21 protein-coding genes and 1 tRNA gene are annotated in these 24,525 nt (G+C 69.8%); 4 read left to right on the top strand and 18 right to left on the bottom strand.

Annotated features, from left to right (window positions below; genetic code table 11):
• Window positions 1-32 precede the first annotated feature (32 nt).
• From HMPREF1008_RS07010 to HMPREF1008_RS06920, 18 genes are all read right to left on the bottom strand, one after another.
• Window positions 33-596 carry a hypothetical protein gene (locus HMPREF1008_RS07010; RefSeq protein WP_009279163.1) on the bottom strand — a complete coding sequence of 188 codons (564 nt, stop codon included), beginning with the start codon at window positions 594-596 and terminating at the stop codon, window positions 33-35.
• 46 nt (window positions 597-642) lie between these two features.
• Window positions 643-1,194: a hypothetical protein gene (locus HMPREF1008_RS07005; protein ID WP_009279162.1), complete on the bottom strand. Its 552-nt coding sequence runs from the start codon at window positions 1,192-1,194 to the stop codon at window positions 643-645.
• A gap of 313 nt (window positions 1,195-1,507) precedes the next feature.
• A complete protein-coding gene (rpmA, locus tag HMPREF1008_RS07000) occupies window positions 1,508-1,756 on the bottom strand; it encodes a 50S ribosomal protein L27 (protein ID WP_009279161.1) in 249 nt (82 codons plus the stop codon).
• A gap of 50 nt (window positions 1,757-1,806) precedes the next feature.
• Window positions 1,807-2,154 (bottom strand): 50S ribosomal protein L21, encoded by a 348-nt coding sequence (gene rplU, locus HMPREF1008_RS06995; protein WP_009279160.1) that lies wholly within the window; start codon window positions 2,152-2,154, stop codon window positions 1,807-1,809.
• 375 nt (window positions 2,155-2,529) lie between these two features.
• The gene (locus tag HMPREF1008_RS06990) at window positions 2,530-3,228 is read right to left on the bottom strand and encodes a TIGR03936 family radical SAM-associated protein (protein ID WP_009279159.1); all 699 of its coding nucleotides are present in this window, start codon (window positions 3,226-3,228) and stop codon (window positions 2,530-2,532) included.
• The gene (locus HMPREF1008_RS06985; protein WP_009279158.1) at window positions 3,218-5,101 is read right to left on the bottom strand and encodes a TIGR03960 family B12-binding radical SAM protein; all 1,884 of its coding nucleotides are present in this window, start codon (window positions 5,099-5,101) and stop codon (window positions 3,218-3,220) included. The genes HMPREF1008_RS06990 and HMPREF1008_RS06985 overlap by 11 nt, the downstream gene beginning before the upstream one ends.
• A complete protein-coding gene (locus tag HMPREF1008_RS06980; RefSeq protein ID WP_009279157.1) occupies window positions 5,098-6,066 on the bottom strand; it encodes a hypothetical protein in 969 nt (322 codons plus the stop codon). Before HMPREF1008_RS06980 ends, HMPREF1008_RS06985 begins: the two co-directional genes overlap by 4 nt.
• A gap of 68 nt (window positions 6,067-6,134) precedes the next feature.
• The gene (locus HMPREF1008_RS06975) at window positions 6,135-7,334 is read right to left on the bottom strand and encodes an FtsW/RodA/SpoVE family cell cycle protein (RefSeq protein WP_009279156.1); all 1,200 of its coding nucleotides are present in this window, start codon (window positions 7,332-7,334) and stop codon (window positions 6,135-6,137) included.
• A gap of 12 nt (window positions 7,335-7,346) precedes the next feature.
• On the bottom strand, window positions 7,347-9,380 hold the full coding sequence (mrdA, locus tag HMPREF1008_RS06970; protein ID WP_009279155.1) for a penicillin-binding protein 2: 2,034 nt from the start codon (window positions 9,378-9,380) through the stop codon (window positions 7,347-7,349).
• 8 nt (window positions 9,381-9,388) lie between these two features.
• A complete protein-coding gene (gene mreD, locus HMPREF1008_RS06965; RefSeq protein WP_009279154.1) occupies window positions 9,389-9,967 on the bottom strand; it encodes a rod shape-determining protein MreD in 579 nt (192 codons plus the stop codon).
• A 10-nt stretch (window positions 9,968-9,977) separates the two neighbouring features.
• Window positions 9,978-10,991, bottom strand: a complete 1,014-nt coding sequence (mreC, locus tag HMPREF1008_RS06960) for a rod shape-determining protein MreC (protein WP_009279153.1) — start codon at window positions 10,989-10,991, stop codon at window positions 9,978-9,980.
• A 6-nt stretch (window positions 10,992-10,997) separates the two neighbouring features.
• The gene (locus HMPREF1008_RS06955) at window positions 10,998-12,044 is read right to left on the bottom strand and encodes a rod shape-determining protein (RefSeq protein ID WP_009279152.1); all 1,047 of its coding nucleotides are present in this window, start codon (window positions 12,042-12,044) and stop codon (window positions 10,998-11,000) included.
• Window positions 12,045-12,093: 49 nt separating this feature from the next.
• Window positions 12,094-13,503: a tetratricopeptide repeat protein gene (locus tag HMPREF1008_RS06950; RefSeq protein ID WP_009279151.1), complete on the bottom strand. Its 1,410-nt coding sequence runs from the start codon at window positions 13,501-13,503 to the stop codon at window positions 12,094-12,096.
• 31 nt (window positions 13,504-13,534) lie between these two features.
• A complete protein-coding gene (locus HMPREF1008_RS06945; protein WP_009279150.1) occupies window positions 13,535-14,083 on the bottom strand; it encodes a peptidylprolyl isomerase in 549 nt (182 codons plus the stop codon).
• Window positions 14,084-14,203: 120 nt separating this feature from the next.
• On the bottom strand, window positions 14,204-15,208 hold the full coding sequence (locus tag HMPREF1008_RS10470) for a zinc ribbon domain-containing protein (RefSeq protein ID WP_009279149.1): 1,005 nt from the start codon (window positions 15,206-15,208) through the stop codon (window positions 14,204-14,206).
• A 34-nt stretch (window positions 15,209-15,242) separates the two neighbouring features.
• Window positions 15,243-17,927 (bottom strand): aconitate hydratase AcnA, encoded by a 2,685-nt coding sequence (acnA, locus tag HMPREF1008_RS06935; protein ID WP_009279148.1) that lies wholly within the window; start codon window positions 17,925-17,927, stop codon window positions 15,243-15,245.
• A complete protein-coding gene (locus HMPREF1008_RS09965; protein WP_009279147.1) occupies window positions 17,908-19,887 on the bottom strand; it encodes an HAD-IC family P-type ATPase in 1,980 nt (659 codons plus the stop codon). Before HMPREF1008_RS09965 ends, acnA begins: the two co-directional genes overlap by 20 nt.
• An 81-nt stretch (window positions 19,888-19,968) precedes the next feature.
• Window positions 19,969-20,045 (bottom strand) — tRNA-Arg (locus HMPREF1008_RS06920).
• A 169-nt stretch (window positions 20,046-20,214) separates the two neighbouring features.
• Between HMPREF1008_RS06920 and aroF the strand changes: the two genes are divergently transcribed.
• From aroF to aroA, 4 genes are read left to right on the top strand one after another with little or no spacing between them, the layout of a single operon-like run.
• Complete coding sequence (gene aroF, locus HMPREF1008_RS06915) at window positions 20,215-21,246, top strand: 3-deoxy-7-phosphoheptulonate synthase (RefSeq protein ID WP_009279146.1); 1,032 nt, start codon at window positions 20,215-20,217, stop codon at window positions 21,244-21,246.
• Window positions 21,243-22,115, top strand: a complete 873-nt coding sequence (locus HMPREF1008_RS06910) for a prephenate dehydrogenase (protein WP_009279145.1) — start codon at window positions 21,243-21,245, stop codon at window positions 22,113-22,115. Before aroF ends, HMPREF1008_RS06910 begins: the two co-directional genes overlap by 4 nt.
• Complete coding sequence (locus tag HMPREF1008_RS06905; RefSeq protein WP_009279144.1) at window positions 22,112-23,200, top strand: 3-dehydroquinate synthase family protein; 1,089 nt, start codon at window positions 22,112-22,114, stop codon at window positions 23,198-23,200. Before HMPREF1008_RS06910 ends, HMPREF1008_RS06905 begins: the two co-directional genes overlap by 4 nt.
• Window positions 23,201-23,211: 11 nt before the next feature.
• Window positions 23,212-24,525, top strand: a complete 1,314-nt coding sequence (aroA, locus tag HMPREF1008_RS06900; protein WP_009279143.1) for a 3-phosphoshikimate 1-carboxyvinyltransferase — start codon at window positions 23,212-23,214, stop codon at window positions 24,523-24,525.

Here is a 24,525-nt window from a genome sequence, read left to right as displayed (position 1 = left end):
CGGGCGCTCGGGCGATGGTGACGATCGGACGACTAGCGCTTGGCCGCCTTCTTGAGCGGGAGATACAGTACCTGCACGATGACGCAGTTCGCAAGCGCGGTGCCGAACACGACGGGAAGCATGGCGACGACGGACGAGGGCGCCGCACCCAGCACGACGACGGTTGCGACCGTGGCGAAGATGAGGCCGGAGACCGTGGTGGTCACGAAGGCACCCGCGAGGGGAAGGACGCCCGCGGACCCACGTCGCGCCACGGCCTGCGCGAACAGGAACATGATGGCACCGCCAGGGATGTCGCAGAGGTACTCGAGGCCGGGGACGGACGTCGTGAGCTGGATGACGGTGGCCGCCAGGACGCCGATGAGCACCGACTGGGGAAGGCTGGGCCTCAGGATGAGGATGGCGAGGCAGTAGGCGGAGATGACGAACTCCGGCTGGATGCCCGTGATCGCGAGCGCCTTGCCCACAGTGATGTTGAGCACGAAGCCCGCCGCCATGAGGACGGCGAGGAGGACGAGGGACGCCACGTCGAGCTTGCCGGCCTTGTCCTGCGCGCTGCTGACGAAGGTGCGGGGTGCGTTGTTGTTCTCTGGCATGGTCTCGTGAGCCTTTCTCTTGTTGGGATGGCCTGGTTCCGCGCGGCTACCGGCGGTGCGACGCGCGCGTGACGACGGGAGCGAGGAGCTGGACGACGACGGCGTTGAAGGCGGCGGTGCCCACGACGATGGGAAGCTTGACGAGGGTGGTCGCCATGCTCGCCCCCATGACCACGTTGCCCAGCGTAGCAAACAGCAGTCCCGAGACGAGCGTGGCGACGAAGGCTGCGATGAGGGGCATCGCCCTGCCCTTGGAAAGCGCGCTGCCCGCGAGCAAGGACATGGCGAGCGCGCCCATCGACTCCGTCACGAAGTTGAGGCCGGGGATGGAGGTCGTGACCTGGCACACGACGGCCGAGAGCAGCCCGAGCACGACCGCCTGGGGGTGGCTGGGCCTGGTAGCGACGATGGCGAGGCAGTAGGCGGCGATGATGAACTGGGGCTTGATGCCGACGATTGCAAGGGCGTTGCCCAGGGTCATGTTGAGGATGAACGCGGCGGCAAGGAGCGTGGCGAGGAGCATGAGGGAGGAGATGTCGAGACCAGCCCCACTGGCGATGGGGCGTACGGTCCTGACCTCGGGGTTCTGAGTGGACATGGTGTTCTCTCCTTCTGACTTTGCTTCTTTGCTGGAACGGAAAAAGGGACCCCCGGTCAACCCGGGGGTCCCTGCTCGGTTGCTATGCGGCAGTGACGCGACTCAGAGTCGACCGGACGAGACGAGGGCCTGCCACCACCAGTTCCTGCGAACGACGCTCTGCTTGCTGCTGGACATGGCTTCCTCCCATCGCTTGGTCTGGACTGCTGGATGCAACCCTATCGCAGCCCTTGCGCGCGGGGACACACGGCTGCGATGCCGTTTCAATGCCGAAACAAAGAAGGGACCCCGAAGGGTCCCGAGGGATGCGGTGCTAGGCGGTGCGGACGTGCACGTAGTGCTTCGCGCCCTTGGTGAACTCGACGGTGCCGTCGGCGAGCGCGAACAGGGTGTCGTCCTTGCCGCGACCGACGTTCTCGCCGGGGGTGATGTGGGTGCCGCGCTGGCGGACGATGATCTGGCCAGTCTTGATGGCCTGGCCGCCATAGATCTTGGTGCCGAGTCGCTGCGCGTGGGAGTCGCGACCGTTCCTGGAAGAGCCCAGACCCTTCTTGTGAGCCATTGTGATACCTGCCTATCTAGTCAAGGGAGAGAAACTGTGTGCCGGGGTGGCTACTCCTCAGTGGAGGCCGACTTGGCAGCCTCGCCGGCCTCGCCGGGGATGGCGACGACCTGGAGCTTGGTGAGGTTCTGGCGGTGACCCTTGGTGCGGTGGTAGCGCTTGCGCTTGTGGAGCTTGAAGACGATGACCTTCTTGTCCTTGAACTGATCGACGACCTCGGCGGTGACCTTCTGGCCCTCGAGGGTGGCAGCGTCAACGATGGTCTTGGTGCCGTCATTGATCATGAGGACATCCAGCTCGACCTTGTCGCCAGGCTGCGCGTCAAGCTTCTCGACATCGATGATGTCGCCCTTGGCAACCTTATACTGCTTGCCACCAGTGGTAACGATTGCGTACATGTGTTAGCCCTTCATACTGGTCCTAGTGCAACAGTCGTACATCTTACTAGCGAATACCTGCTCGGTCAACAGAAAGTATGGGTTCACACGCCAACCACGACAGCGGCCCCCGCCTGCGCGAAGCTTACTCCCCGGGACCCGGCGCGTCCAGCCCCGAGGCGCCGCCACCCCATCGCGCACGCCGTTTCGCACGCCTTCTCCGGCAGGCACGCTCCAACGCACGGTCGTGCTTGCGTTTGCCCAGTTGGGCAGCGGCCCGCCTGTGCGCAAGAGCGTGCGGGACTCGCGGCGCGTGCGTTGGCGCGTGGGCAACATGCAGAGAACGCGTTGGCGCGTGGATGGCGGAGCGGGGCGAGAGGGCCACGCCTGCAATGCCTACTCCCAGGGGCCCAGCGCGTCCAGCTTCGAGCCGTCGTCGCCCACGTGCCACTGGGCCTCCCGGGAGACCCTGAGCGAGGGAGGGCGGAGCCCCATGAGGCGGAAGGCGGCGTCGAGCAGGACGGCAGGCCTGAGCGACGCCTCGTTGGTCGCATGCGTGACGATGGCGAGCTCGCGGCCACCCGCGTCGACATCCCAGTCCCTGAGGGCGCTGCCAAGGTCGACGACCTTGCGCCTCTCCCCCCTGAGGTACTCGAGGCTCCCCCTGGACCGCAGCTCGACAATCGCGTCGCCGAGCTGCGCCGGCACCACCTCCCCCAGGAGCTCCACCCTCCAGAGCGAGTCGGACAGCCATGCCTCGAGCGCGGGAAGCCGGTGCGGCACGTAGCAGAGCGCCTGCGGGGCGAGGCCGGCGGGGGTCGCGGCACGCAGCGCCGTGAGCGCCTCCCCCTCCCCCACGCGATCCGTGAGCAAGAGGTCGAAGTACTCGCCCCTTGACGACGCCCCCACCGGCAGCGCCTGCGAGAACTGCAGCCGGATGCGACGCGCGAAGCCGTTGCCCACGGCAAAGGGCAGGCCGGAGCGCCTGACGGAGCGGTTGATCGTCGCCAGGACCTCCAGGTGGCCCAGGTAGGCGAGGCGGCCGTCCTTGCCGTAGCGGACGCGCAACCTGTGCTGCTCTGCCCTACTTGCCATCGCGGACCCCCTCGATGCGGTTCGAGACCGCCAACGTGGGACAGACCCCGCAACCCGTGCAGCTCTCCATGGTGCAGTCGGCCGTGGTGACGCCCGCGGCAGCGCGCCTCCACTCCCTCTTGAGGAAGCCCTTCGAGACGGCAGGAGAGGTGTGGTCCCATGGCAGGCGCTGGTCGAGCGACATCGGGGCCGAGGCGACGCCCTCGAGCGAGACGCCGACCTCCCGACCCGCGTCGAGCCAGCGCTGGAAGTCGAACTGGTCGGTCCACGCGTCGAAGCGGCAGCCATGCCTCCAGGCGGCCATGACCAGGTCGAAGCCGGCGCGTCCCATCTTCGAGAGAACCGCCTCCACGAGGGAGACGTCGGCGTCGTGGTACGAGACCTTGATGTCCCTGTCGTGCGTGGAGGCGAGGAGGAGCCGCTGGCGGCGGATCACCTCGTCACGGCCGAGCTGCGCGGACCATTGGAAAGGCGTGTGCGTCTTGGGGACGAATACCGCGACCGAGATGGAGACCGAGACCCCGCTCTTGTAGCCCCTGCCCACCACCTCGCGGCCGATGTCGAGGACGCGTTGGGCGACGGAGGCTATGCCCACGACGTCCTCGTCGGTCTCGGTGGGAAGCCCCATCATGAAGTAGAGCTTCACCCGCCTCCAGCCGACCTCGAAGGCGTTGCGGGCGGCGAGCTCGATGTCCTCCTCGCTCACGTTCTTGTTGATGACGTCGCGCAGGCGCTGGCTGCCTGCCTCGGGGGCGAAGGTGAGCCCTCCCCTCCGGGCGCCACCCACCTCCGCCGCCATCTCGACGCCGAAGGAGTCGAGTCGCTGCGAGGGAATCGAGACGCGCACGCCGCTGCCGGCGAGGTCTGCGTTCAGCTGGTGAAGGATCGCCGCGCAACCGGAGTGGTCGGTGGTGGAGAGGGAGGTCAGGGAGACCTCGTCATAGCCCGTGATCGCAAGCCCCCTCTCGGCGGCCTCGACGACCTGCGCCCGGGGCCGCTCGCGCACGGGGCGGTAGGTCATGCCCGCCTGGCAGAAGCGGCAGCCCCGTGCGCAGCCCCTGAGCACCTCGACGGCAAGGCGATCCTGGACGATGCCCATGTAGGGGACGATGGTCTGCGGAAGGGGGTCGGTCGCCGCGAAGTCGGCGACGCAGCGCTTGGTGACCACCTGGGGCGCGCCGCTCCCGGGCTTGGGGACGGCGTAGCCCCAGCGCGTCGAGCCCTCGTCCACGACGACGTCATAGAGCGACGGCACGTACACGCCGGGGATGCGGGAGAGCTCGAGCAGCAGTTCCCTCTTGACGAGGCCTCGCGCCCGGCAGTCTCGCACGCAGGCGCAGACCTCGACGATGGCGTCCTCGCCGTCGCCCAGGATGATCGCGTCGAACATGGGCGAGACGGGCTCGCAGTTCCAGACCGAGGGCCCGCCGGCGATGACGACGGGGTCGTCCTCGTCCCGCTCCGCGGCCCTGACCGCCACGCCCGCGAGGTCGAGCGCCTCGACGATGTTGGTGCAGGCCATCTCGTGGGCGAGCGTGAAGCCCACCACGTCGAAGGAGGCGACGGGCGCGGAGGATTCCAGGGAGAGCAGGGGAACTCCCGACTCGCGCATGAGGGCGGACATGTCGACCCAGGGGAGGTAGGACCTCTCGCACGACATGCCCTCCTGGGCGTTGAGGCGACGATAGAGGATCGCGAGCCCCAGGTTGGGCTGCCCCACCTCGTACACGTCCGGATAGATCAGACAGGCGTGGAAGGGGCCCTCCTGGTCCTCGCAGGCGCCCCACTCGTGATCGAGGTAGCGGGTCGGCTTCTCCACGCGTGCGAGCAGGGGCTCGATGCGGTGGTAGAGGTCCTGTCTGGGAAGTCTCATGCGCGCCCCTGTCGGAGGGTCAGGTAACGGTCTTCGGCATCGCCGTCGACGACGCCAGCCCGCGCGGGACGTGAGAGGCGCTCGCGCGCGATGTCGCGGAGCCCCTCCAACGTCTGTCCGACGCGAGCGCGGGCGGAGGAGGGAGGGAGCTCCCGGGCGCCCAGGCGAAGCTCCATCGCCCGTGCCGTGGCGACGGTGCCCGCGTACCCCACGCCGGCCTTGAGGGCCCAGCCCATGCCGGGGACGAGCCCCACGAGGGCTCGCGCGATGGCGCGGTAGAGGAAGCCCGCCCCCAGGACGCCCGCGAGGTCGGCCACACGCTCGAGGCGCAGGGGACGGCCGCAGGCGGCGGCGATGTCCAGGGCGAGCTTGGCCTGGCTCGCCGTCATCACCGGGAGGTCGGCGCCGGGGAGAATCCCCACCGCCCCGACGGCGGCGTTGCCCAGGGCGCAGGCGCGCACGAGCTCCCTCACCTTGGCGGCGCGGCAGAAGGGGAAGTTGGCGGCGAGGGCGATGCCCTTCTCCCCGCAGGCCCCGACGGCCCACGCGGCGATGGCGTCGCCCAAGGCGTCGTCGTTGGCGCCCGCTACGTAGCTCACGAGGTCCGTCGGCTCCATGGCCTCCTCGGCCCGGTCGAGCACCGACTCCACGGCGATCGCGACGGGTACGCCGCGCCCCGCGATGCGCCTGGCGGCGGCGAGCGCCGCAGGGGCGTCCGCGCCGGCGAGCACGAGGGCGCAGTCGGTCCCGGGGGCAGGCTCCTCCCCCAGGGGAAGGACCTCCACGTGGCCGCCGGGAAGCTCCGGGACGAAGCGGCTGCGCACGCAGGAGACCACGGACGGCGGGGCGTCGCGGGCGACCACGACGCCGACGCGCACGCCCTCCGAGCGCTTGCGCTCGCTCTGCCTGCCCGCCCCCAGGATGTCGGCGACGTCGCCGACGCTGACCCGCTTCTTGCCCGCCATGCCCACGCTCCCGTGCTCGGAATTTGACGTACTGCCAAGTGCCCCGACGAGTCGACCCCTCCGGAAGGCTAGCTCACCTTGGTCCGATGGTGCCACACGGACTGCACCATGCCCACCGAGACGAGCTGGGAGACCATGGAGGACGAGCCAAAGCTGATGAAGGGCAGGGGGATGCCCGTGATGGGCATGATGCCGATGCACATGCCCACGTTCTGCAGCAGCTGGAACGACCACATGGTGGCCACGCCCGCCAGGATGAGCTTGCCGAAGGGGTTCTCGACCTTCTGGGCGAGGAGGATGGTGGAGAGGATCGTGACGCCGAAGAGGGCCAGGAGGGCGACCGACCCCACGAAGCCGAACTCCTCGGCGAGGAGGGCGAAGACGAAGTCCGTGTGGGCCTCGGGGAGGAAGCCCCCAGCAGCCTGGCTGGCGTTGCCGACGCCCTTGCCCAGGAGGCCCCCCGACCCGACGGCGATCTTCGCCTGTTGGAGGTTGTAGCCGTTGCCGGAGGGGTCGACCGACGAGTCCACGAACACTATGAGTCTGTTGAGCTGGTAGTCCTTCAGGACGTGCGGGAGTCCTGGCGTCATCGAGGTGGCGACCACGAGCGACGCCATGGCCACGATGCCCGCGATGGTGGCGATGACCCAAGTGCGGCGGGCACCGGAGCAGATGATCACCGACGCGCCCGTGACCAGGATGATGAGGCCCGTCCCGAGATCGGGCTGGGTGAGGATGAGCACGAAGGGGATGGTCAGTATCCCGCAGAGCTTGAGGTAGTCTCGCAGGGACTCGATCTTGCCGTTGTACTCCGCGCCAAGGGAGGCCATGAGGAAGATGGTGACCAGCTTCGCCGGCTCGGAGGGCTGAAAACGCAGGGGGATGAGGGGGACCTTGACCCATCCCGTCATGCCCAGGGCGGACACGCCGAGGCCGGGGACGCTGGGCATGAGCATGAGGATGACGTCGGCGACGAGCAGGGCCTTCGACATGTTTGCGAGGGCGCGGTAGTCATAGCGGTACATGCCGTAGGCCCCCAAGAGGCCGATGGCGATGCCGACGAGGTGCCGCGCGAACGACGCGTTGGCGATGGTGAGGGACGCCGACCAGATCACCACCGCACCGAAGGCCACCAGGGCGAGGGCCGAGAGGAGCTGCGGCAGGTAGAACCGACCTCCCCTCACCGGCTGGCGCATGCCACGGGGTATGAGGGCCTGGAGCTGGGCCAAGAGGCCCTGGGGCTGCTGTGCGGAAAGCGGCTGGGGCATCCTTCCTCCTCCCTAGCGCACGCCGGACGAGTCGACGGCGGTCGAGGAGTCGGGCTCCCCGTAGATCTGGCCCAGGATGTCGCGGACCACGTACATGGCGCCCTCCGAGCCGTAGCCTCCGTACTCGATGAGCGAGGCGACGACGTACTTGGGGTCGTCGGCCGGCGCGTAGGCGACGAACCAGCCGGTGGGGTTGGAGCGCGAGGTCTCGGCCGTCCCCGTCTTGCCGGCCACCTTGTGCGAGAGGTTGGTGAAGTGCGAGGCCTGGGCCTCGGACTCCTCGTAGATGACCCCCACGAGGCCGGCATGCACGAGGTCCATGTAGGAGGGGTCCTCCTGCACCTCGCGCAGCACGCTGGGCTTGTAGTCGACCACCGAGCCAGTGCCCACCGAGGACTTGACCGCCTTGAGAACGTGCGGCTGCCAGACCTTGCCGCGTGTGGAAACGCCGGCATAGGCGCAGAGCATCTGCAGCGGGGTCACCAGGAGGTCGCCCTGGCCGATGACGAGGTTGGTGTTGTCTCCGCCCTGCCAGGAGCGCGCATCGTCGTCGGCGTAGCTATAGTGCTCCCACTTCCAGTCGGCGTCGGGAACGCGCCCCGCCGCCTCGCCGGGCAGGTCTATGCCCTCGTTCGAGCCCAGGCCCCACTTCCTGAACGTGTCTTGGAGCCCGTTCTTGTCGTTGGAGTAGAAGAAGCCCTTGCCGATCTCGTAGAACACGACGTCACAGGAATAGGTGATGCCCGTCTGGAGCGTCATGTCGCCGTGGCCGTCGTGGTTCCAGCAGTACTGGCCGTAGTCTTTGCCGAACCCCGTCCAGTAGCCCTCGCAGTTGAAGTGCGAGCCCATGGTGGCGATGCCGTAGTCGAGCGCGGCGAAGGTCGAGAGGGGCTTGATGGTCGAGGCGGAGGGGTACTGCCCCGCGATGGCGCGGTTGACGAGCGGGTTGTAGGAGGTCTCGGACGAGAGCTTGTCCCAGTCGTCGGTCGAGATGCCGCCCACGAAGACGTTGGGCGAGAAGGTCGGCTCGCTGGCCAGGGCGATGATCTCTCCGTTGGTGACGTCCATGGCGATGGCGCAGCCGCCGTAGCACTCGGAGCACCCCGCGTCACGCCGCGCCTTGATGTTGCGCGCGAGGGACTCCTCAGCGACCTGCTGGACGCCCGCGTCCAGGGTGAGGATGACGTCCGAGCCACTCCGCGCCTCGACGGCGCTCGAGTACGAGAGGACTTTGCCGTCCGCGTCGACGTAGACCTTCTGCTCGCCCTTGACGCCCTGGAGCACCGACTCGTACTGGTACTCCACGCCCGCCTGCCCCACCGTGTCGCCAAGCTCGTATTCTATCGAGCCCTCGGTGGCGTTGGAGTCGAGCTGCTCCGCCTGCTCGGCGGTGATGGAGCCCGTGTAGCCCAGGACGTGGGCGGCGAGGCTCCCCTTGGGATAGAGGCGCTGGGTGCGCTGCTCGACGCTCACGCCCTCGAAGAGGTAGGGATGCTCGTCGATGTAGGCGACCACGCGGCGCGAGACGTCCACCGCGACCGTCCTGAGGTTCTGGGCGCCGGCGGAGCTGTTCTGGATCTTGCGCCTCACCGCCATGGCGGGCATGCCGATGAGGTTGGCGAGCAGCCGGACCTCGACGTCGTCGTCCGCCACGTCGCCCTTCGCGACCACGGTGAGGCTCGCCCGGTTGGTGACGAGCTCCTCGCCGTTGCGGTCGAGGATGCGCCCGCGCGGGGCGGCGACCGAGATGGTGCGCGTGCGGTTCGACTCCGCCTGGGAGGCGTAGTCGTCGCTCGATATGAGCTGCATCGACCAGAGCCGGGCGAGGAGGACCGCGATGATGGACCCCGAGAAGACGCCGAGCCCGAAGAAGCGGGTCTTGAAGCCCGTCTCGGAGGAGGTGTCCGAGCCGCCCGAGGCCTTGGGCGAGGCTCCGCCGATGTCGAAGGTGAAGCGCGCCTCTCCCCTGCCCACGAGAAAGAAGCTGACGAGGAGGGCCACCAGGACCAGAGACAGGATGACTATGACGACGAGGATGGGACTCAAGGTGGCGCCTACAGGCTTCCGAGGTCGAAGCGGCCGCCGCCCTTGCCCTTGCGGCCGTGGAGGCCGCGCGAGCCGCCACCGAGCGAGAGGGGCGAGCCGCCGGAGCGCGAGCCCACGTAGGCGAAGGGCAGGAAGGCGACGGCGCTCAGGAGGAGCGTGGGAAGGGTCCTCAGGAACAGCACGTCGAAGAGCGAGCTCGCCTGCCCGACGAGGAACATGGCCAGGTGGTAGGCGAGGGTGGTGGCCGCGGCGGCGAGCAGGAAGAGGACGACCGAACCCGAGGGGTCCTCCGCGAGGCGGTTCCGCTCCTCCATGCCCATGGCGAAGGAGGCCACGGTGAGCAGGAGGGACATGAGCCCCACGGGTCCGGTGGTGCAGAGGTCGAAGGCGAGGCCCGCGAGGAAGCCGCAGGCGACGCCGGTGCGCCCCCCGATCGTCAGTGCCATGTAGGCCGCGAACACGAGGGCGAAGTTGATGCGCCCGTTGCCGAGGGCGAGGTTGGGTGCCAGCGCGAGCTGGAGGACGAGGCACCCCAGCGCGAGCAGGGCGATGCTCCTGCGGTTCCTGTTGCTGTCGTTTACCTGCATGCTCGCCCCCTCACTCCCCGTCGCTCGACGCCGCGTCCGAGCCATCGGCCGAGGTGCCGGCGTCACCGTCCTTGGCCGAGCCGGCCTTCTCGGCCGCCACAGCCGTGGCCGAGCTGTCCTGCTCGTCCGCGGCCTTGATGTCCTCCGCCGTCGCCTCCTGGTCCTCGGTGAGCGAGGTGACGACGAGCACCTCCTCGAAGCCCTCCGCGGCACCGGTCCCCTCCACCGCGATCTCGTAGTAGAGGGCCCCCTCCGTCTTGTTGACGCTTATGACCTTCCCCAGGGGGAGCCCCTTGGGAAACACGCCGCCGAGGCCGCTCGTGACGACGGTGTCCCCCACGGCGACGGTCTGGTCGGTGGCGATGAGGGTGAGGCGGAGGGACCCGTCGGGAGAGCCCCTGAGTATGCCCTGGGCCCTGCTCGACTGAACCATGGCCGAGACGGACGAGTTCTCGTCGCTGACGAGGCGGACCGTCGAGGAGGTCGCCCCGCACTCGATGATCTGCCCTATGGCGCCGGCGGAGTTGGTCACGGGCATGCCCACGGCGAGCCCGGACGCGCTGCCCTTGTCGATGGTCACCGTGCGGCTCCAGGAGTCCGTGGACCCCGCGATGATGCGGGCCGCCGTCGACTGCAGCTTGTAGCTGCTCTTGAGGGCGAGGAGGTCCTGGAGGCGCGTCGCGGTCTTCTCCGCCTCCTCGAGCTCGGCGTTGCGGGTGGTGAGCTGCTCGTTCTGCTCGCGGAGCTCCTGGAGGGTCGCCTGGTCCGCGGTGAGGTTGGCGAACACGTTGCCCAGGCCCTGGAAGGGCACGGTGACGGCGGAGCCGAGGTAGCGGATGGGCATGGCGATGGTCGAGAAGCCGCCGCGCAGGGTGGTGAAGAAGCCGCCGCCCGACTCGCGCGCGCTCACCGTGAACATGACCAGCGAGAGGGCGACGAGCGCCACCATGAGGCGCATGCCGGACTCGGGCTCGTTTCGCCGTATGCCGGGCGCGCCCTTCAGGCCGCCCCCCTTGAGCTGCATGGTCGCCTACAGCCCCGCGCTCTGGACGAAGCCGCCCGAGAGCGCATTGGCCTCGAGGACCTTCGCGCAACCGTTGACGACGTTCTCGAGCGCAGTCGGGCTCACGTTGACGGGCACGCCCGTCTCGTCGCGCAGGCGCTGGTCGAGCCCACGGAGCAGGCCGCCGCCGCCCGTGAGGAGGACGCCGTAGTACATGAGGTCGCTGGCGAGGTCGGGCGGGGTGACGTCGAGGGCGTCCTTGACGGCCTTGGTCACCTCGTCGAGGGGCTTGTCCAGGGCGCGGCGGATCTCCTCGGACTCGATGCGCACGGTCTTGGGCAGACCGCTCATGACGTCCCGGCCGTTGACCTCGACGTCGAGCTCCTCCGCCAGGGGCGCCGCGGAGCCGACCTTGATCTTGATGTCCTCTGCCGTGCGCTCGCCGATGGAGAGGTTGTACGCGTCGCGGACGTGCTCGAGGATCGTCTGGTCGAACTCGTCGCCGGCGGTGCGGATGGACTGCGAGACGACGATGCCGCCCATGGCGATCACGGCCACCTCGGTGGTACCGCCGCCGATGTCGACGACCATGGAGCCCGTCGGGTCCTCGATGGGGAGGTCCGCGCCGATCGCGGCAGCCATGGGCTCCTCGATGAGGTAGGCCTGGCGCGCGCCGGCAGAGATCGTGGCCTCGAAGACGGCGCGCTTCTCCACGGACGTGACGCCGGAGGGGACGCAGACGACCACGCGGGGCCTGGGCGACCAGGGATAGCGACGCGTGCCGCGCGCCTTCTCGATGAAGTAGCGCAGCATGACCTCGGTGACGTCGAAGTCGGCTATGACGCCGTCCTTGAGGGGGCGCTCGGCGATGATGGAGCCGGGGGTGCGGCCGATCATGCGCTTCGCGTCGGCGCCCACGGCCAGGACGCGGTCGGCGCTCTGGTCGATGGCGACGACGGAGGGCTCGTTCAGGACGATGCCCTGCCCGCGTGCCGCCACCAGGGTGTTGGCCGTGCCGAGGTCGATGGCGAGGTCGCCGTCATATTCGCCGAAGAGTGAGTCGAGAATCGGCATTGTCTTCCTGTTCCTATCGAATGGTTGCCGTGACGGTCCCAAGGTGACGCTAGTCGGTCGCGATGCTGCCGGTCGAGGTCCCCGCAGCGTCACTGCTCGTCGCAGGCTCGCCCGCAGAACCTGCGGCCGTGGCCGCGGCGTCGCTCGAGGCGCTGGTGGTGGCAGCCGTCCCCTGCTGGGAGGCGTAGGACGCGCTCACGCCGCTCACCTTCCAGCCGATGCCGTCGCGCACGAGCTCGACGGTGTAGCTCTGCTGGCCGCCCGCGGGGAGCGTGGCGGTGGCGAGGACCTTGGAGGCGGCCATGGACTGGTCCACCCCGTCTATGCTGAGCGAGCTCACGGAACCCGGCAGCACGGCCTTGATCTGGGCACGTGCCTCGTCCGAGACCGAGCCGGAGAGGTACGACGCCACGTCGCCGCCCGTCACGCCCGTGGAGAAGAGCTCCTTCACCACGGACTCCTGGGTGGGCCAGCCGTAGCCGCGCCAGTACGCGTAGCCACCGCCAGCGCAGAGGATGAGGGCGACGACGACGAGGGCGAGCAGGAAGCGGAGGAAGGGGTGCCTGCGCTTGCGGCGCACTTTGCGCTCCTTGCGCTCCTGCTGCACCAGGTCCTCTTCGCTGACCGAGAAGAAGCCGGTGTCCTCGGGCGAAGGCATGAACTCGCCGGTGGAGCCCGTCGGGTCTAGGGGATCGTAGCCGGCGCTGCCATAGCCCGCGGCCGCGAGGAAGGCGTCCGTCTCGGAGGGGCCGCTGCCGGCGATGGCCGCGACGGCGCGCTTCGCGGCCTCGAAGGCGGCGTTGGCCTCGGGGCTTAGGGTGTGGGAGCCGTCTGCCGTGGCATGCCCGAAGGCGTCGACCGCCTCCGCCATGCGGTTGGCCGCCACGTAGGCAAGGCCCAGGTCGCCGTAGATGGCGCTCTGGCTCGCGAGCGGGGTCGAGAAGTCAAGCGCGGTGCGATAGGCCTCGACCGCGTCGACCGCGCGGCCCATCTGCATGAAGCAGCCGCCCAGCTCGCGCAGGCTCGAGGAGGGGTCGGGGTTGGCCTCGTCAATGGCGGCGCTGCGGTACGCGACGCCGGCCTCGCGGACGTTGCCCAGGCGCTTGTAGGCGTTGCCCAGGGCCACGTAGGCCTTGTAGGGGGTCGAGTACTGCTCGTCCTGGGTTGCCAGGGTGAGGGAGGCCACGGCCTCCTGGGGGCGGTTCGCGGCGAGGAGGGCGCGGCCCCTGTTGCAGGCGAGTGCGCCGGCATGGCCGTACGAGGCGTCGCCCAGGGCGTCCGCGTAGGCCTGGGCCGCCTCTGCATAGCGCCCGAGGCGCATGAGGCAGTTGCCCCTGAGGTGGTCGATGGTCCCGGAGACCTCGCCTGGTCCCTTGGCCGAAGAGAGTTGGGCGAGGGCCTCCGCGAGGTTGCCCTGCTTGTAGGCGCTCTTCCCTGCCTCGAAAGCCTGCTGGTTCACGTTTCGCTCCTTATCGCCGCGCGCAAGGCGCCTAGTTGTCCTCGACCTCGATGCGCACCGACTCGATCACGTCACCCGCTCGGAGGGCCGAGATGACGTCCATGCCCTCCAGAGTCGTGCCGAACACAGTGTATCCCGAGTCGAGCATGTGCTGCGCGCCCAGGCAGAAGTAGAACTGCGAGCCTGCGGAGTCGGGGTCCTGGGAACGCGCCATGGCGAGGGCGCCGTCGACGTGGCTGTTGCGGGGGTTGGTGCTGTACTCCTGGCGGATGCGGTAGCCGGGTCCGCCGGTCCCGGGCATGCCGGAGGGGCCGGGCATGCCCGAGGCAACCTGCTCGGGGGTCATGTCGCGGGTGTTGGGGCAGCCGCCCTGAATCACGAAGCCCGGCACGTAGCGATGGAACTTGAGACCATCGTAGAAGCCCGAGCTGGCGAGCTCGCAGAAGTTGGCGACGTGGACGGGTGCCCCCTCGCCGTCGAGGGCGACGCGGATCGTGCCCTTGCTGGTGGTGAGGACGGCGACCTCGCCCCCCTCGAGCTCGTAGCTGGGCGTATAGAGCGGGTCAGAGAAGAATCCCATGGCTTCAACCTCCTGGGACGCAGATGATTCGGGCTTTGGTCGGGCTCGACGGAGCATGCGGACCATCTGCTGATTCTACCAGCAGGGGGTCCCTTTCACACATTCGGCAGAGAAGCGCGGTCAGGGGCGCGACGGGCGTTCCTTGGGCTCCCACTGGGCATAGCCCTGGTCGAAGAGTGCCTTGAAGGACTCGGCCGGCGAGCCCCCGTCGGCGCTCACGGTCGAGAGGATCTCGTCCGCATGCTGGGAGGGGTCCTGGAACGAGACGGCCTTCGCCCATCCCGCCGAGACCGCGTCCATGCGGTTGCGAAGCCAGTTGCCCAAGGTGGTGAGGTTCTGCTTGTCCTCGGCGTAGGTCCCCGAGGTCACGTCTATCTCGGACAGGGACGAGATGAGGTTGCTGATGTCGATGGAGAGCTGGTCGGCGCGGGCCTTTCCGGCCAGGAGCTCGTCCGATGACGAGCTCGCGTAGCCCGAGACGAGCTCGTCCTGGCTCTGGTCGAGCCTCTCCGAGAGCTCCCCGAGCTGCCCCCAGACGTCACCAAGCAGCCTCAGGGTGCGCTCGTCCCCGCTCTCTATGGCGCCGCTGGCCGAGCCGCTCCCTGCGTCCTGCCCCTGGAGCTGCTTGACCAGGCCGGGGAAGCCGGCCATGGAGGTGTCTGCGTCCTCCTTGGCGCGGATGTCGTTGGCGGCGGGGTCCCAGGGATGCGTTATCAGCACCACTCCCCCGCCCACCACGACTAGGGCGCATGCCACGGCGAGCACGAGCACGCGCAGCCTGGGGAGCCGGTCCATCTGGGCGGAGGGCAGGGCGAGCTCCTCCTCCGAGGGGATGGCGCTCTCGATGCGGGGTATGGAGTGGGTCTCGCCCAGAGGGGACTCCTCGCCGCAAGCCTCACGGGGGACGCACCCGTCCGCCGCCCTCGCGCCGTCGCCACACGCCGGCTCCTGCGGCATCCCGCAGGAGGGGCAGACCTCGTCCCCCTCGCCCACGAGCGCCCCGCAGTTGGGACACCAGCGGCCCTCCTGGCGCGGCATCGAGACCGTCATGCCGAGGTCGGCCCTGCAGGCGGGACAGACCGCCGAGCCGTCAGGCACGTTGGACCCGCAGTTGGGACAGATCATGGCGGAACTCCTTGGCTCTTCCGGGCGAGGCGGCCTACGAGAGGCTGTCGAGGACGTAGGGCAGTATGCCACCGGCAGTCATGAAGCGCACCTCGAGCGGGGTGTCGACCCTCGCGACGCAGGAGAAGCGCAGCTCGCTGCCGTCCGCCCGACGCGCCACCACCTCGCAGTCGCGCTCGTCGGGGAGCCCCCGGGAGAAGTCGATCGCCTCGACGTCGAACGACTCGCTGCCGTCCAGGCCGAGCTCCGCGACGCCCTCCCCCTCATGGAACTGGAGGGGCAGCACGCCCATCTGCACCAGGTTGGAGCGGTGGATGCGTTCGAAGCTCTGCGCCAGCACCGCACGCACGCCCAGGAGGGCCGGACCCTTGCCCGCCCAGTCGCGGCTGGAGCCGGAGCCATAGAGCTTGCCTGCGAGGACGACCAGGGGCACGCCCTGGGCCCTGTAGTGGCAGGAGGCGTCGTATATGCTCTTGACCTCGCCGTCGAGCAGGTCGCGAGTCCAGCCTCCGCTCCTCCCGCCCGCGAGGGCGTTCCTCAGCCTGACGTTGGCGAAGGTCCCGCGCATCATGACCTCATGGTTGCCCCGACGGCTCCCGTAGCTGTTGAAGTCCTCGGGGGCCACGCCCCTCTCGCCCAGATAGCGGGCGGCGGGAGAATCCGGCGCGATGGAGCCGGCGGGAGAGATGTGGTCGGTGGTCACGAAGTCGCCGAGCAGGGCGAGGCAGCGCGCGCCCCTGATGGCGGGCGTGCCGCCGCGCTGGTCCGCGTCGAAGTAGGGGGCCCTCCGGACGTAGGTGGAGTCCGGGTCCCAGGGGAAGGTGTCGGACGAGCCGGAGTCGATGCGCGCCCAGGAGGCGTCGCCCTCGAAGAGGCGGCGGCCCCCCTCCGCGAAGAGGCTCCCGTCGAGGGCGGAGGCCAGGGCGTCGTCTATCTCGGCCTGGGTGGGAAGGAGCTCGGAGAGCATGACCGGCCCGTCGGGGCCGACGGCCACGGGCTCGCGCGAGAGGTCGACGTCCACGCTGCCCACGAGCGCGTAGGCGACGACGAGGGCGGGCTGGCAGAGGTAGTTCTGGGCGACGTCGGGAGAGATGCGCCCCTCGAAGTTGCGGTTGCCCGAGAGCACGCTCGCGAGCTCCAGCTCGTCCGCGACGGCATGCAGCCCGGGCAGGATGTCGCCCGAGTTGCCGATGCAGCTCATGCAGCCGTACCCGCAGGTGGCGAAGCCGAGCTCGGCAAGGGGGGCGAGGAGCTGCGCGCGCTCGAGCAAAAGCGTCGTGGCGTGGCTGCCCGGCGCCAGAATCCGCTTGACCCAGGGCTTGGCGGAGAGCCCCCTCCCCCTCGCCTTGCGCGCAAGTATGCCCGCGGCGACCATCATCGCCGGGTCGGTCGCGGTGGTGCAGCTGGTGATGGCGGCGATCGCCATGGTCCCGTGCCCGAGCTCGAACTCGCGGTCGCCCACGGTCACCTTCCTGGCCAGGCCCGGTTCGCGGCCGTGCTCCGCCAGCGAGGCACGGAAGCGCGCGCGCAGCTCGGAGGGCACCAGACGGTCGTGCGGGCGGGAGGGACCGGCAAGGCTCAGCTCGACCTCAGTCAGGTCGAGCTCGACGCTGCGGGAGTAGCGCCTGCCCTCGGAGCCGCCGAAGACGCCCTCCCGCTCCAGGAAGGCCCGTGCGAAGGCGAGCTCGCCCTCGTCGCGGCCGGTGAGGGCGAGGTAGTCCATGGCCGCCTCGTCCACGGGGAAGAGGGTCGTCGTGGCGCCGTACTCGGGGGTCATGTTGGCCACGCAGGCACGCTGCGTGGCGCTGAGGGTCGCCGCGCCCTCCCCCGTCACCTCCACGAGGCAGCCCACGACGCCCTCGGCGCGCAGGCGCTGCGCCACGGTGAGGGCGAGGTCCATGCCGCTCACCCCGTCCGGGAGGTGGCTCCGCAGCCTGAGCTCGACCACGGGAGGGACCAGCATCGAGATGGGCTGGCCGAGCGCGGCGGCCTCCGCCTCGATGCCACCCACCCCCCAACCGAGGACGCCGAGCCCGTTCGCGGTCGTGGTGTGCGAGTCCGTGCCGACGAGCGTGTCGAAGCAGGCCATCTGCGACCCCGCCGGCGCCTGGGCGTCGCGCGAGACGACCTCGCAGAAGCGTTCGATGTTGAGCTGGTGGCAGATGCCGCGTCCGGGCGGGACGATGCGGACGTTGTCGAAGGAGCCGGCGGCCCACTTGAGGAAGGAGAAGCGCTCGTGGTTGCGCCGTGCCTCGAGCTCCTGGTTCTGGGCGACGCACCCCTCCGCGCCCGTGTGGTCGGCGATGACGGAGTGGTCCACGACCAGGGTGCAGGGAATCTGCGGGCTCACGGCGGCGGGGTCTCCCCCGCGCTCGGCCATGGCGTCGCGCATGGCGGCGAAGTCGACGAAGACCGGCACGCCGGTGAAGTCCTGGAAGAGCACGCGGGAGGGCATGAAGTCGATCTCCTCGCCCTGGGTGCCGGCAAGGCCCGCCTCGACCACGCGACGCGCGAGCCTCACGGCGTCCTCGTCGCTCGCGGCCCTCCTCACGCAGTTCTCGAGGAGGACGACCAGGGCGCGGGGAATCTGGCGCGCGCCGGGGATCCCCGAGACGTCGATGTAGCTGCGCTCCACGCCACCAGCCGCCAGCGCCTTCGGCACGCGAGCCTCCGCCACCGCCGCCTCGAACGCGGCTGCGTCAATCTTCTGCAAACCCATGAGAGCTGCCTCCAGTCATCCTGTCCATCAGGCGCACGACCGCCCCCGCCACGCGGCCGTCCGAGCACGAGCGCTCGAAGAGCCGGCCGAAGAGCCTCCATGACGCCAGCGAAATCGCGCCCAACACTATAAGCATGGCAGGACTTGGCGGAGAAAGCCTGTAAAAGTCCGGAAACGCGAGGCTTCCGCCCGCGACCACGACGACGACCAACGCGAGGAGCGCGACCCTCAGCCCGTTGAGCGGATGGCAGATGAGCCAGACCAGCGCGAAGCCCACCACGCTGACGATGGCCATGCACATGGCCGAGGACTCGGAGAAGCTCATCTGGTCTATGCCGCGCGAGAGGAGCGCGACGAGGAGGCCCAGCGAGATGACCGCCGCGGCGGGCAGCGACCTCCTGAGCACGTTGTCGAGGAAGCGGCCCGAGACGCGGTCGTGGTTGGGCTCGAGGGCGAGCACGAAGGAGGGGATGCCGATGACCGCCGTGGAGACGAGCGACATCTGCACGGGTATGAAGGGGTACGGCGGGAGCACCACGCAGAGCGCCGCCACGACGGTGGAAAAGACCGTCTTCACGAGGAAGAGCGACGCGGAGCGCTGGAGGTTGTTGATGGAGCGCCTGCCCTCGGCCACCACCTCGGGCATGTGAGAGAAGTCGTCATCCGCGAGGACGAGGTCAGAGACGTTTCGGGCGGCGTCGGAGGCGCAGGCGAAGGAAACGGAGCAGTCCGCCGCGCGCAGGGCGAGGATGTCGTTGACGCCGTCGCCCGTCATAGCGACGGTCCCGCCCTCCGCCTGGAGGGCACGCACCAGCGTGCGCTTCTGCTCCGGCGTGACGCGGCCGAAGACCCGTCCCGACCGCACGCTGCGCGCGAGCGTCTCGTCGTCGAGGCCAGAGGCGTCCACGGCGGCCCCCGCCCGGGGCACCCCCGCCCTCGCGGCGATGGCGGAGGCGGTCGCCGCGTCGTCTCCCGAGATGACGATCAGCTCGACCCCCTGTGCGACGAAGTAGGACATGGTGTCGGCCGCGGAGGGCCTGAGCTCGTCGCGCAGGACGACCTGACCCAGGAGGCGCGGCTCGCCGACGGGAAGCCCCGCACGTCGAAGCCGTCGCAAGAGCACACGACGAGCACGCGCTCCATGGGGTCGACCCGCACGTCGTCGAGCGCGGCAGCGCGCTCCCGGCCGAGCACGAAGGGGGCCGCGCCTATCACGAAGGCCTCGCCGCCCTCGAGGACGCAGCCCGAGAGCTTGCGGGACGAGTCGAAGGGGACCGAGCGCGCGACGGGCTCCTCCGCGACCCCCTCGGCGTCCGCCCAGGCGCAGACGGCAGCGCTGGTCGCGTTCTGGTCGCCGGAGTTCGAGCGGGCGACCGCGGCGGCGGCGCGCCTCGCGCGCCCCGAGGGAGCCCGAGACGACGAAGCTGCCGCCGACGAGCTCGTCGCCCGCCGCCTTGGGAACGAGGCGGCTCTCGCCCGTGAGCAGCGACTCGTCGACGCTCGCCGCGCCCCAGAGCACGGTCGAGTCTGCGGGGACCTGGTCCCCGTGCGAGACGAGGATGACGTCGCCGAGCACGATTCCCTCCCTGGGAACCCTGGCCTCCTCGCCGTCGCGCAGAATCCTTGCGGGCTGGTCGGTGAGGATCGAGAGGCGGTCGACCATGCGCTTCGCCCTGAGCTCCTGCAGGATGCCGATGGCGAGGTTGGACAGCACGACGCCCATGAAGAGCAGGTTGCGCCATTCGCCCGTGACGGCGACGAGCAGGGCCATGATCAGGTTGATGCAGTTGAAGGTGGTGAGGAGGTGCTCCGTCACGATCTGCCGCACGGACCTCGTGCGGACGGTGGTGCCGGCGTTGGACTTGCCTTGCGCCTCGAGCCGACGGGCCTCCTCCCAGCTCAGCCCCCGCTCCGCACCGGCGCCCGCGCGGGGCACCCCGTTGCTCTGGTTCGTCGTCACTCGACCTCCCGGACGGCTTGTCCCAAGGCTCTGGGCATGAAAAAGGCCGCCGGCTTGCGCCATCGGCCCTTCGAGCTTGCTTGGTGACCCCGGTGGGGCTCGAACCCACGGCCTTTCGCTCCGGAGGCGAACGCTCTGATCCACTGAGCTACGGGGCCATGGCACGGAAGTATAGACCAAGCAGGCGGATGCGCGCGCAAGACCAAAAGCTCCACAGGCCCGCCTCCCCCGCCGGTGTAACGCTTTGGATAAGGCACCGGGGCCATCGGCCCGCTGTAGTAGCATCGATGAAAAACTCGCTGGGCCCTGGCCCGGAAAGGCCCGCACATGATTGCAATCGTCAAGGAAAGCGCCACCCCCGAGCAGCTCGACCACTTCGTGAGCTGGATAGAGGACCGCGGCTTCAGGACCAACGTCTCGCACGGAGAGAACGAGACGATCGTGGGGATCATCGGCGACACGACGCGGATCGACCCCTTCCTCCTCGAGTCGATGGACATCATCGATCAGGTCAGGCGCGTGTCCGAGCCCTTCAAGAAGGCGAACCGCAAGTTCCACCCCGCCGACACGGTCGTCGACTGCGGCCACGGGGTGCTCCTGGGCGGGGGCAACTTCCAGGTCATCGCCGGCCCCTGCTCAGTCGAGGGCGCGAACCTCATGGACATCGCCCGCGCCGTCAAGTCGGCCGGCGCGGGGCTCCTGCGCGGCGGCGCCTACAAGCCCCGCACCAGCCCCTACTCGTACCAGGGCATGGGCGAGAGGGGCCTCAACCTCCTCATGGAGGCAGGAGGCGAGCTCGACCTCCCCGTCGTGACCGAGGTGATGGACCCCCGCGACGTCCAGCTCTTCCTGGACAAGGGCATCGACGTCATGCAGATCGGCGCCCGCAACTCCCAGAACTTCCCCCTCCTGCGCGAGGTGGGCAAGACCCAGGTGCCCATCCTCCTCAAGCGCGGCATCTCTGGCACCATCGACGAGCTCCTCATGGCCGCGGAGTACGTCATGAGCGAGGGCAACCCCAACGTGATCCTCTGCGAGCGCGGCATCCGCAGCTTCGAGACCCGGACCCGCAACACCTTCGACATGAACGCCATCCCCGTGCTGCACCGGCTCTCGCACCTCCCGGTGGTGGGAGACCCCAGCCACGCCACGGGCCACACTCGCTACGTGAGGCCCATCGCCTACGCCGCCTGCGCGGCAGGGGCCGACGGCCTCGAGATAGAGGTCCATGACCAGCCCTCGAAGGCCTGGTCGGACGGGGCCCAGGCGCTCACGCCCACGCAGTTCCGCGACGCCATGAGGAGGATCGCCCTCATCCGCGATGCGGTCTGCGCCGACCTCGGCGAGGGGGACGAGTGACGGGCGCGGGCGGGGCGCGCTTCGTCCCCGGGCGCGTGGGGGTCGTGGGGCTCGGCCTCATGGGCGGCTCCTTCGCCAAGGCCATGCACGCCGCGGGGCGCGAGGTGCTCGGCTGGAACCGGACGAGCTCCACCACCGAGCTCGCCCTCATCGAGACCATCGACGCCGTCCTGGACGACGACTCCATCGGAAGCTGCGAGCTCATCGTGCTCGCCGGCTACCCCCAGGCCGCCATCGACTGGCTGCAGGAGAAGGCCGCGCTCGTCTCGCCCGGGGCCATCGTCATAGACACGGTGGGCGTCAAGCGCGTCATCTGCGAGCGCTGCTTCGCCATCGCGGAAGGCCGCCCCTTCACCTTCGTGGGCTGCCACCCCATGGCAGGCACCCAGCACTCGGGCTTCGCCCACAGCAGGGCCAACATGTTCCGCGGCGCCCCCATGGTCGTGGTGCCGCCGCCGATGGACGACTTCGCCCGCCTCGACGTGTTCGAGCGCCTCCAGGCCCTCCTCGAGCCCTGCGGCTTCGGCTCCTACACGCTCTCGACGGCCGACCACCACGACGAGGTGATCGCCTTCACCTCCCAGCTGGCGCACGTGGTGTCCAACGCCTACGTGAAGAGCCCCACGGCACAGGACCACAGGGGCTTCTCGGCCGGGTCCTACAAGGACCTGACGCGCGTGGCCCGCCTCAACGCCCCCATGTGGCGGGAGCTCTTCCTCGACGACGCCGACCACCTCTCGGAGGAGATAGGCCGCATCGTCCAGAGCCTGCAGCAGTACAAGGACGCCCTGGACGCCAGGGACGGCGAGCGGCTCGAGGCCCTCCTCGCCGAGGGCGACCGGCTCAAGAGGGAGGCTGAGAGGCGATGAGCGACGCCGTCTCCATAGCGGTGGACACGCCCTCCCGCTCCTACCAGGTCACCGTGGGGAGCGGGGTGCTCGGACGGCTCGGACGGCTCGCCCGCGCCGCCTGCGGCGGCCAGAGGGCCTGCGTCGTCTCGGACTCGAACGTCGCCCCCCTCTATGCCGAGGCGGCGCTCGGGAGCCTGCGCGCTGCTGGCTACGAGGCCGGCCTCCTCACCTTCCCCGCAGGCGAGGCGTCGAAGAACGTCCGCACTCTCTCGGCGCTCCTCGAGGGCATCGCCGGGCTGGGGCTCACCCGCGACGACGTGGTGGTGGCGCTGGGAGGCGGCGTCACGGGCGACATGGCGGGACTCGCAGCCGCCCTCTACCTGCGCGGCTGCCAGGTCGTGCAGGTGCCCACCTCGCTCCTCGCCATGGTCGACTCCTCCGTGGGCGGCAAGACCGCCATCGACCTCGAGGCGGGCAAGAACCTCGCCGGCGCCTTCCTCCAGCCCTCGCTGGTCCTCGCCGACGTGGACTGCCTCAAGAGCCTCTCCGCCGGGCTGCTGCGCGACTCCTGTGGGGAGGTCGTGAAGCATGCCGTCCTGGACGGCCCCCAGATGCTCCGGGACCTGACCGAGCACCCCGCCAACGAGTCGCTGGAGCCCGGGAGGATGACGGCCCTGGTGGCACGCAACGTGAGGATCAAGCGCGACGTGGTCGCCGACGACGAGCGCGAGCGCGGCCTCAGGCAGACGCTCAACCTGGGACACACCATCGGGCACGCCATCGAGGCGGCGAGCGGCTTCGCCCTGGGACATGGCAGCTCCGTCGCCGCAGGCCTCTGCTGCATGGCCCGCGCCTGCGAGCGCAAGGGCTGGAGCGAGCAGGGGCTTGCCGCGCTCGTCGAGGGGGCGGTGCGGGCGCACGGGCTGCCCACGGGCACCGACGTGCCGACGGACGACCTCATGCGCTTCGCGGCGCACGACAAGAAGAGGCACGCCGACTCCGTGAACGTAGTCGTCCCCCTCGCCCCAGGCAAGGTCGAGGTCAGGGCCGTGGGCCTCGACGGGCTGCGCGAGCTCATCGAGCTCGGCTGCGGAAGGGACTAGGTGAGAAGAGCTTGGACGTCACCATAAACCCACGTCCCCTCGAGGGGCGCGTCGACGCCGTGGCGTCGAAGTCCGTGGCGCATCGGATGCTCGTCCTCGCCTCGCTCGCCGAGGGTCGAAGCGACATAGACTGCGCCACGAGCTCGCGCGACATCGACGCCACCGTGACCTGCGCGAGGGCGCTTGGGGCGAGGGTCGCCCGCACCCGATTGGGATTTCGCGTCTCCCCCCTGGCGAGGGACGCCGTGCGGGCCGCCGCAGGGACGGGCTCCCCCACCACCCTCGACTGCGGCGAGTCGGGCTCGACCCTGCGCTTCCTCCTGCCCGTGGCCTGCGCCCTGGGCGGCAGCTACCGGATGGTGGGGGCAGGACGACTGGCCGAGAGGCCCCTCTCCCCCCTCTGGGAGCAACTGGTGGCCCACGGTGCCCGGCTCGAGGGAGGGGGGCGCCTCCCCGCACTCGTGAGCGGCGGCCTGGCGGGCGGAGAGTTCAGGCTCCCGGGCGACGTCTCGTCCCAGTACGTGAGCGGGCTCCTCATGGCGGCCCCCCTCCTCGACGAGGGCGTCTGTGTGCTGGTGGAGGACCCCTTCGAGTCCAGGTCCTACGTGGACATGACCATCCAGGCCCTTTCCGCCTTCGGCGTGCGCGTGCTCTCGCAGCGCGTCGAGGAGGGGGGGCGTGCGCTCACGAGCCTCCGCGTCCCCGCCGGCTCGCGCCTGCGCTCCACCGGGACGCTCGCGGTCGAGGGCGACTGGTCCAACGCCGCCTTCTGGCTCGCCGCCGGGGCGCTTGGGGGCGGCACCTGCGTGAGGGGCCTCGACCTGGGAAGCTGCCAGGGCGACCGCGCGGTGCTCGCGGCGCTGGCGGCCATGGGGGCGAGGATCCGCCGCGCGGGCTCCGAGGCCTGCTGCAGCCACGACGCTCTCCTGGGCAGGACGGTCGGCGTGGCGGACATACCCGACCTCGTCCCGCCGCTCGCCGCCGTCGCGGCCTACGCGACGGGAGAGACGCGCTTCGCGGGCGCGGGCAGGCTCAGGCTCAAGGAGTCCGACCGCCTGGAGAGCGTGGGTGACGCGCTCCGGTCGATGGGCGCGCGGGTTCGGACGGAGGGTGACGACCTGGTCGTCGAGGGAGCCCCCGCCCTGCGCGGCGGGGTCGTGGAGAGCCACAACGACCACCGCATCGCCATGATGGCCGCCGTCGCCGCGAGCGCCGCGGAGGGGCCCACCACCATCCGCGGGGCGGAGTGCGTGTCAAAGTCGTACCCGGGCTTCTGGGAGGACTTCGCCGCCCTGGGCGGCGTCGCGGAGAAGAGGGAGGGCTGA

The organism is Olsenella sp. oral taxon 809 str. F0356, from assembly GCF_000233535.1.
In the GTDB taxonomy this organism is placed as follows: Bacteria; Actinomycetota; Coriobacteriia; order Coriobacteriales; family Atopobiaceae; genus Olsenella_I; species Olsenella_I phocaeensis.
Note: the sequence above shows the minus strand (reverse complement) of the source record. Positions and strands in the feature narration are given on the sequence as shown.

Coding starts and splice junctions, on each gene's coding strand:
- HMPREF1008_RS07010 (WP_009279163.1), bottom strand. CDS start 596: ATGCCAGAGAACAACAACGCACCCCGCACCTTCGTCAGCAGCGCGCAG.
- HMPREF1008_RS07005 (WP_009279162.1), bottom strand. CDS start 1,194: ATGTCCACTCAGAACCCCGAGGTCAGGACCGTACGCCCCATCGCCAGT.
- rpmA (WP_009279161.1), bottom strand. CDS start 1,756: ATGGCTCACAAGAAGGGTCTGGGCTCTTCCAGGAACGGTCGCGACTCC.
- rplU (WP_009279160.1), bottom strand. CDS start 2,154: ATGTACGCAATCGTTACCACTGGTGGCAAGCAGTATAAGGTTGCCAAG.
- HMPREF1008_RS06990 (WP_009279159.1), bottom strand. CDS start 3,228: ATGGCAAGTAGGGCAGAGCAGCACAGGTTGCGCGTCCGCTACGGCAAG.
- HMPREF1008_RS06985 (WP_009279158.1), bottom strand. CDS start 5,101: ATGAGACTTCCCAGACAGGACCTCTACCACCGCATCGAGCCCCTGCTC.
- HMPREF1008_RS06980 (WP_009279157.1), bottom strand. CDS start 6,066: ATGGCGGGCAAGAAGCGGGTCAGCGTCGGCGACGTCGCCGACATCCTG.
- HMPREF1008_RS06975 (WP_009279156.1), bottom strand. CDS start 7,334: ATGCCCCAGCCGCTTTCCGCACAGCAGCCCCAGGGCCTCTTGGCCCAG.
- mreD (WP_009279154.1), bottom strand. CDS start 9,967: ATGCAGGTAAACGACAGCAACAGGAACCGCAGGAGCATCGCCCTGCTC.
- mreC (WP_009279153.1), bottom strand. CDS start 10,991: ATGCAGCTCAAGGGGGGCGGCCTGAAGGGCGCGCCCGGCATACGGCGA.
- HMPREF1008_RS06955 (WP_009279152.1), bottom strand. CDS start 12,044: ATGCCGATTCTCGACTCACTCTTCGGCGAATATGACGGCGACCTCGCC.
- HMPREF1008_RS06945 (WP_009279150.1), bottom strand. CDS start 14,083: ATGGGATTCTTCTCTGACCCGCTCTATACGCCCAGCTACGAGCTCGAG.
- HMPREF1008_RS10470 (WP_009279149.1), bottom strand. CDS start 15,208: ATGATCTGTCCCAACTGCGGGTCCAACGTGCCTGACGGCTCGGCGGTC.
- acnA (WP_009279148.1), bottom strand. CDS start 17,927: ATGGGTTTGCAGAAGATTGACGCAGCCGCGTTCGAGGCGGCGGTGGCG.
- aroF (WP_009279146.1), top strand. CDS start 20,215: ATGATTGCAATCGTCAAGGAAAGCGCCACCCCCGAGCAGCTCGACCAC.
- HMPREF1008_RS06905 (WP_009279144.1), top strand. CDS start 22,112: ATGAGCGACGCCGTCTCCATAGCGGTGGACACGCCCTCCCGCTCCTAC.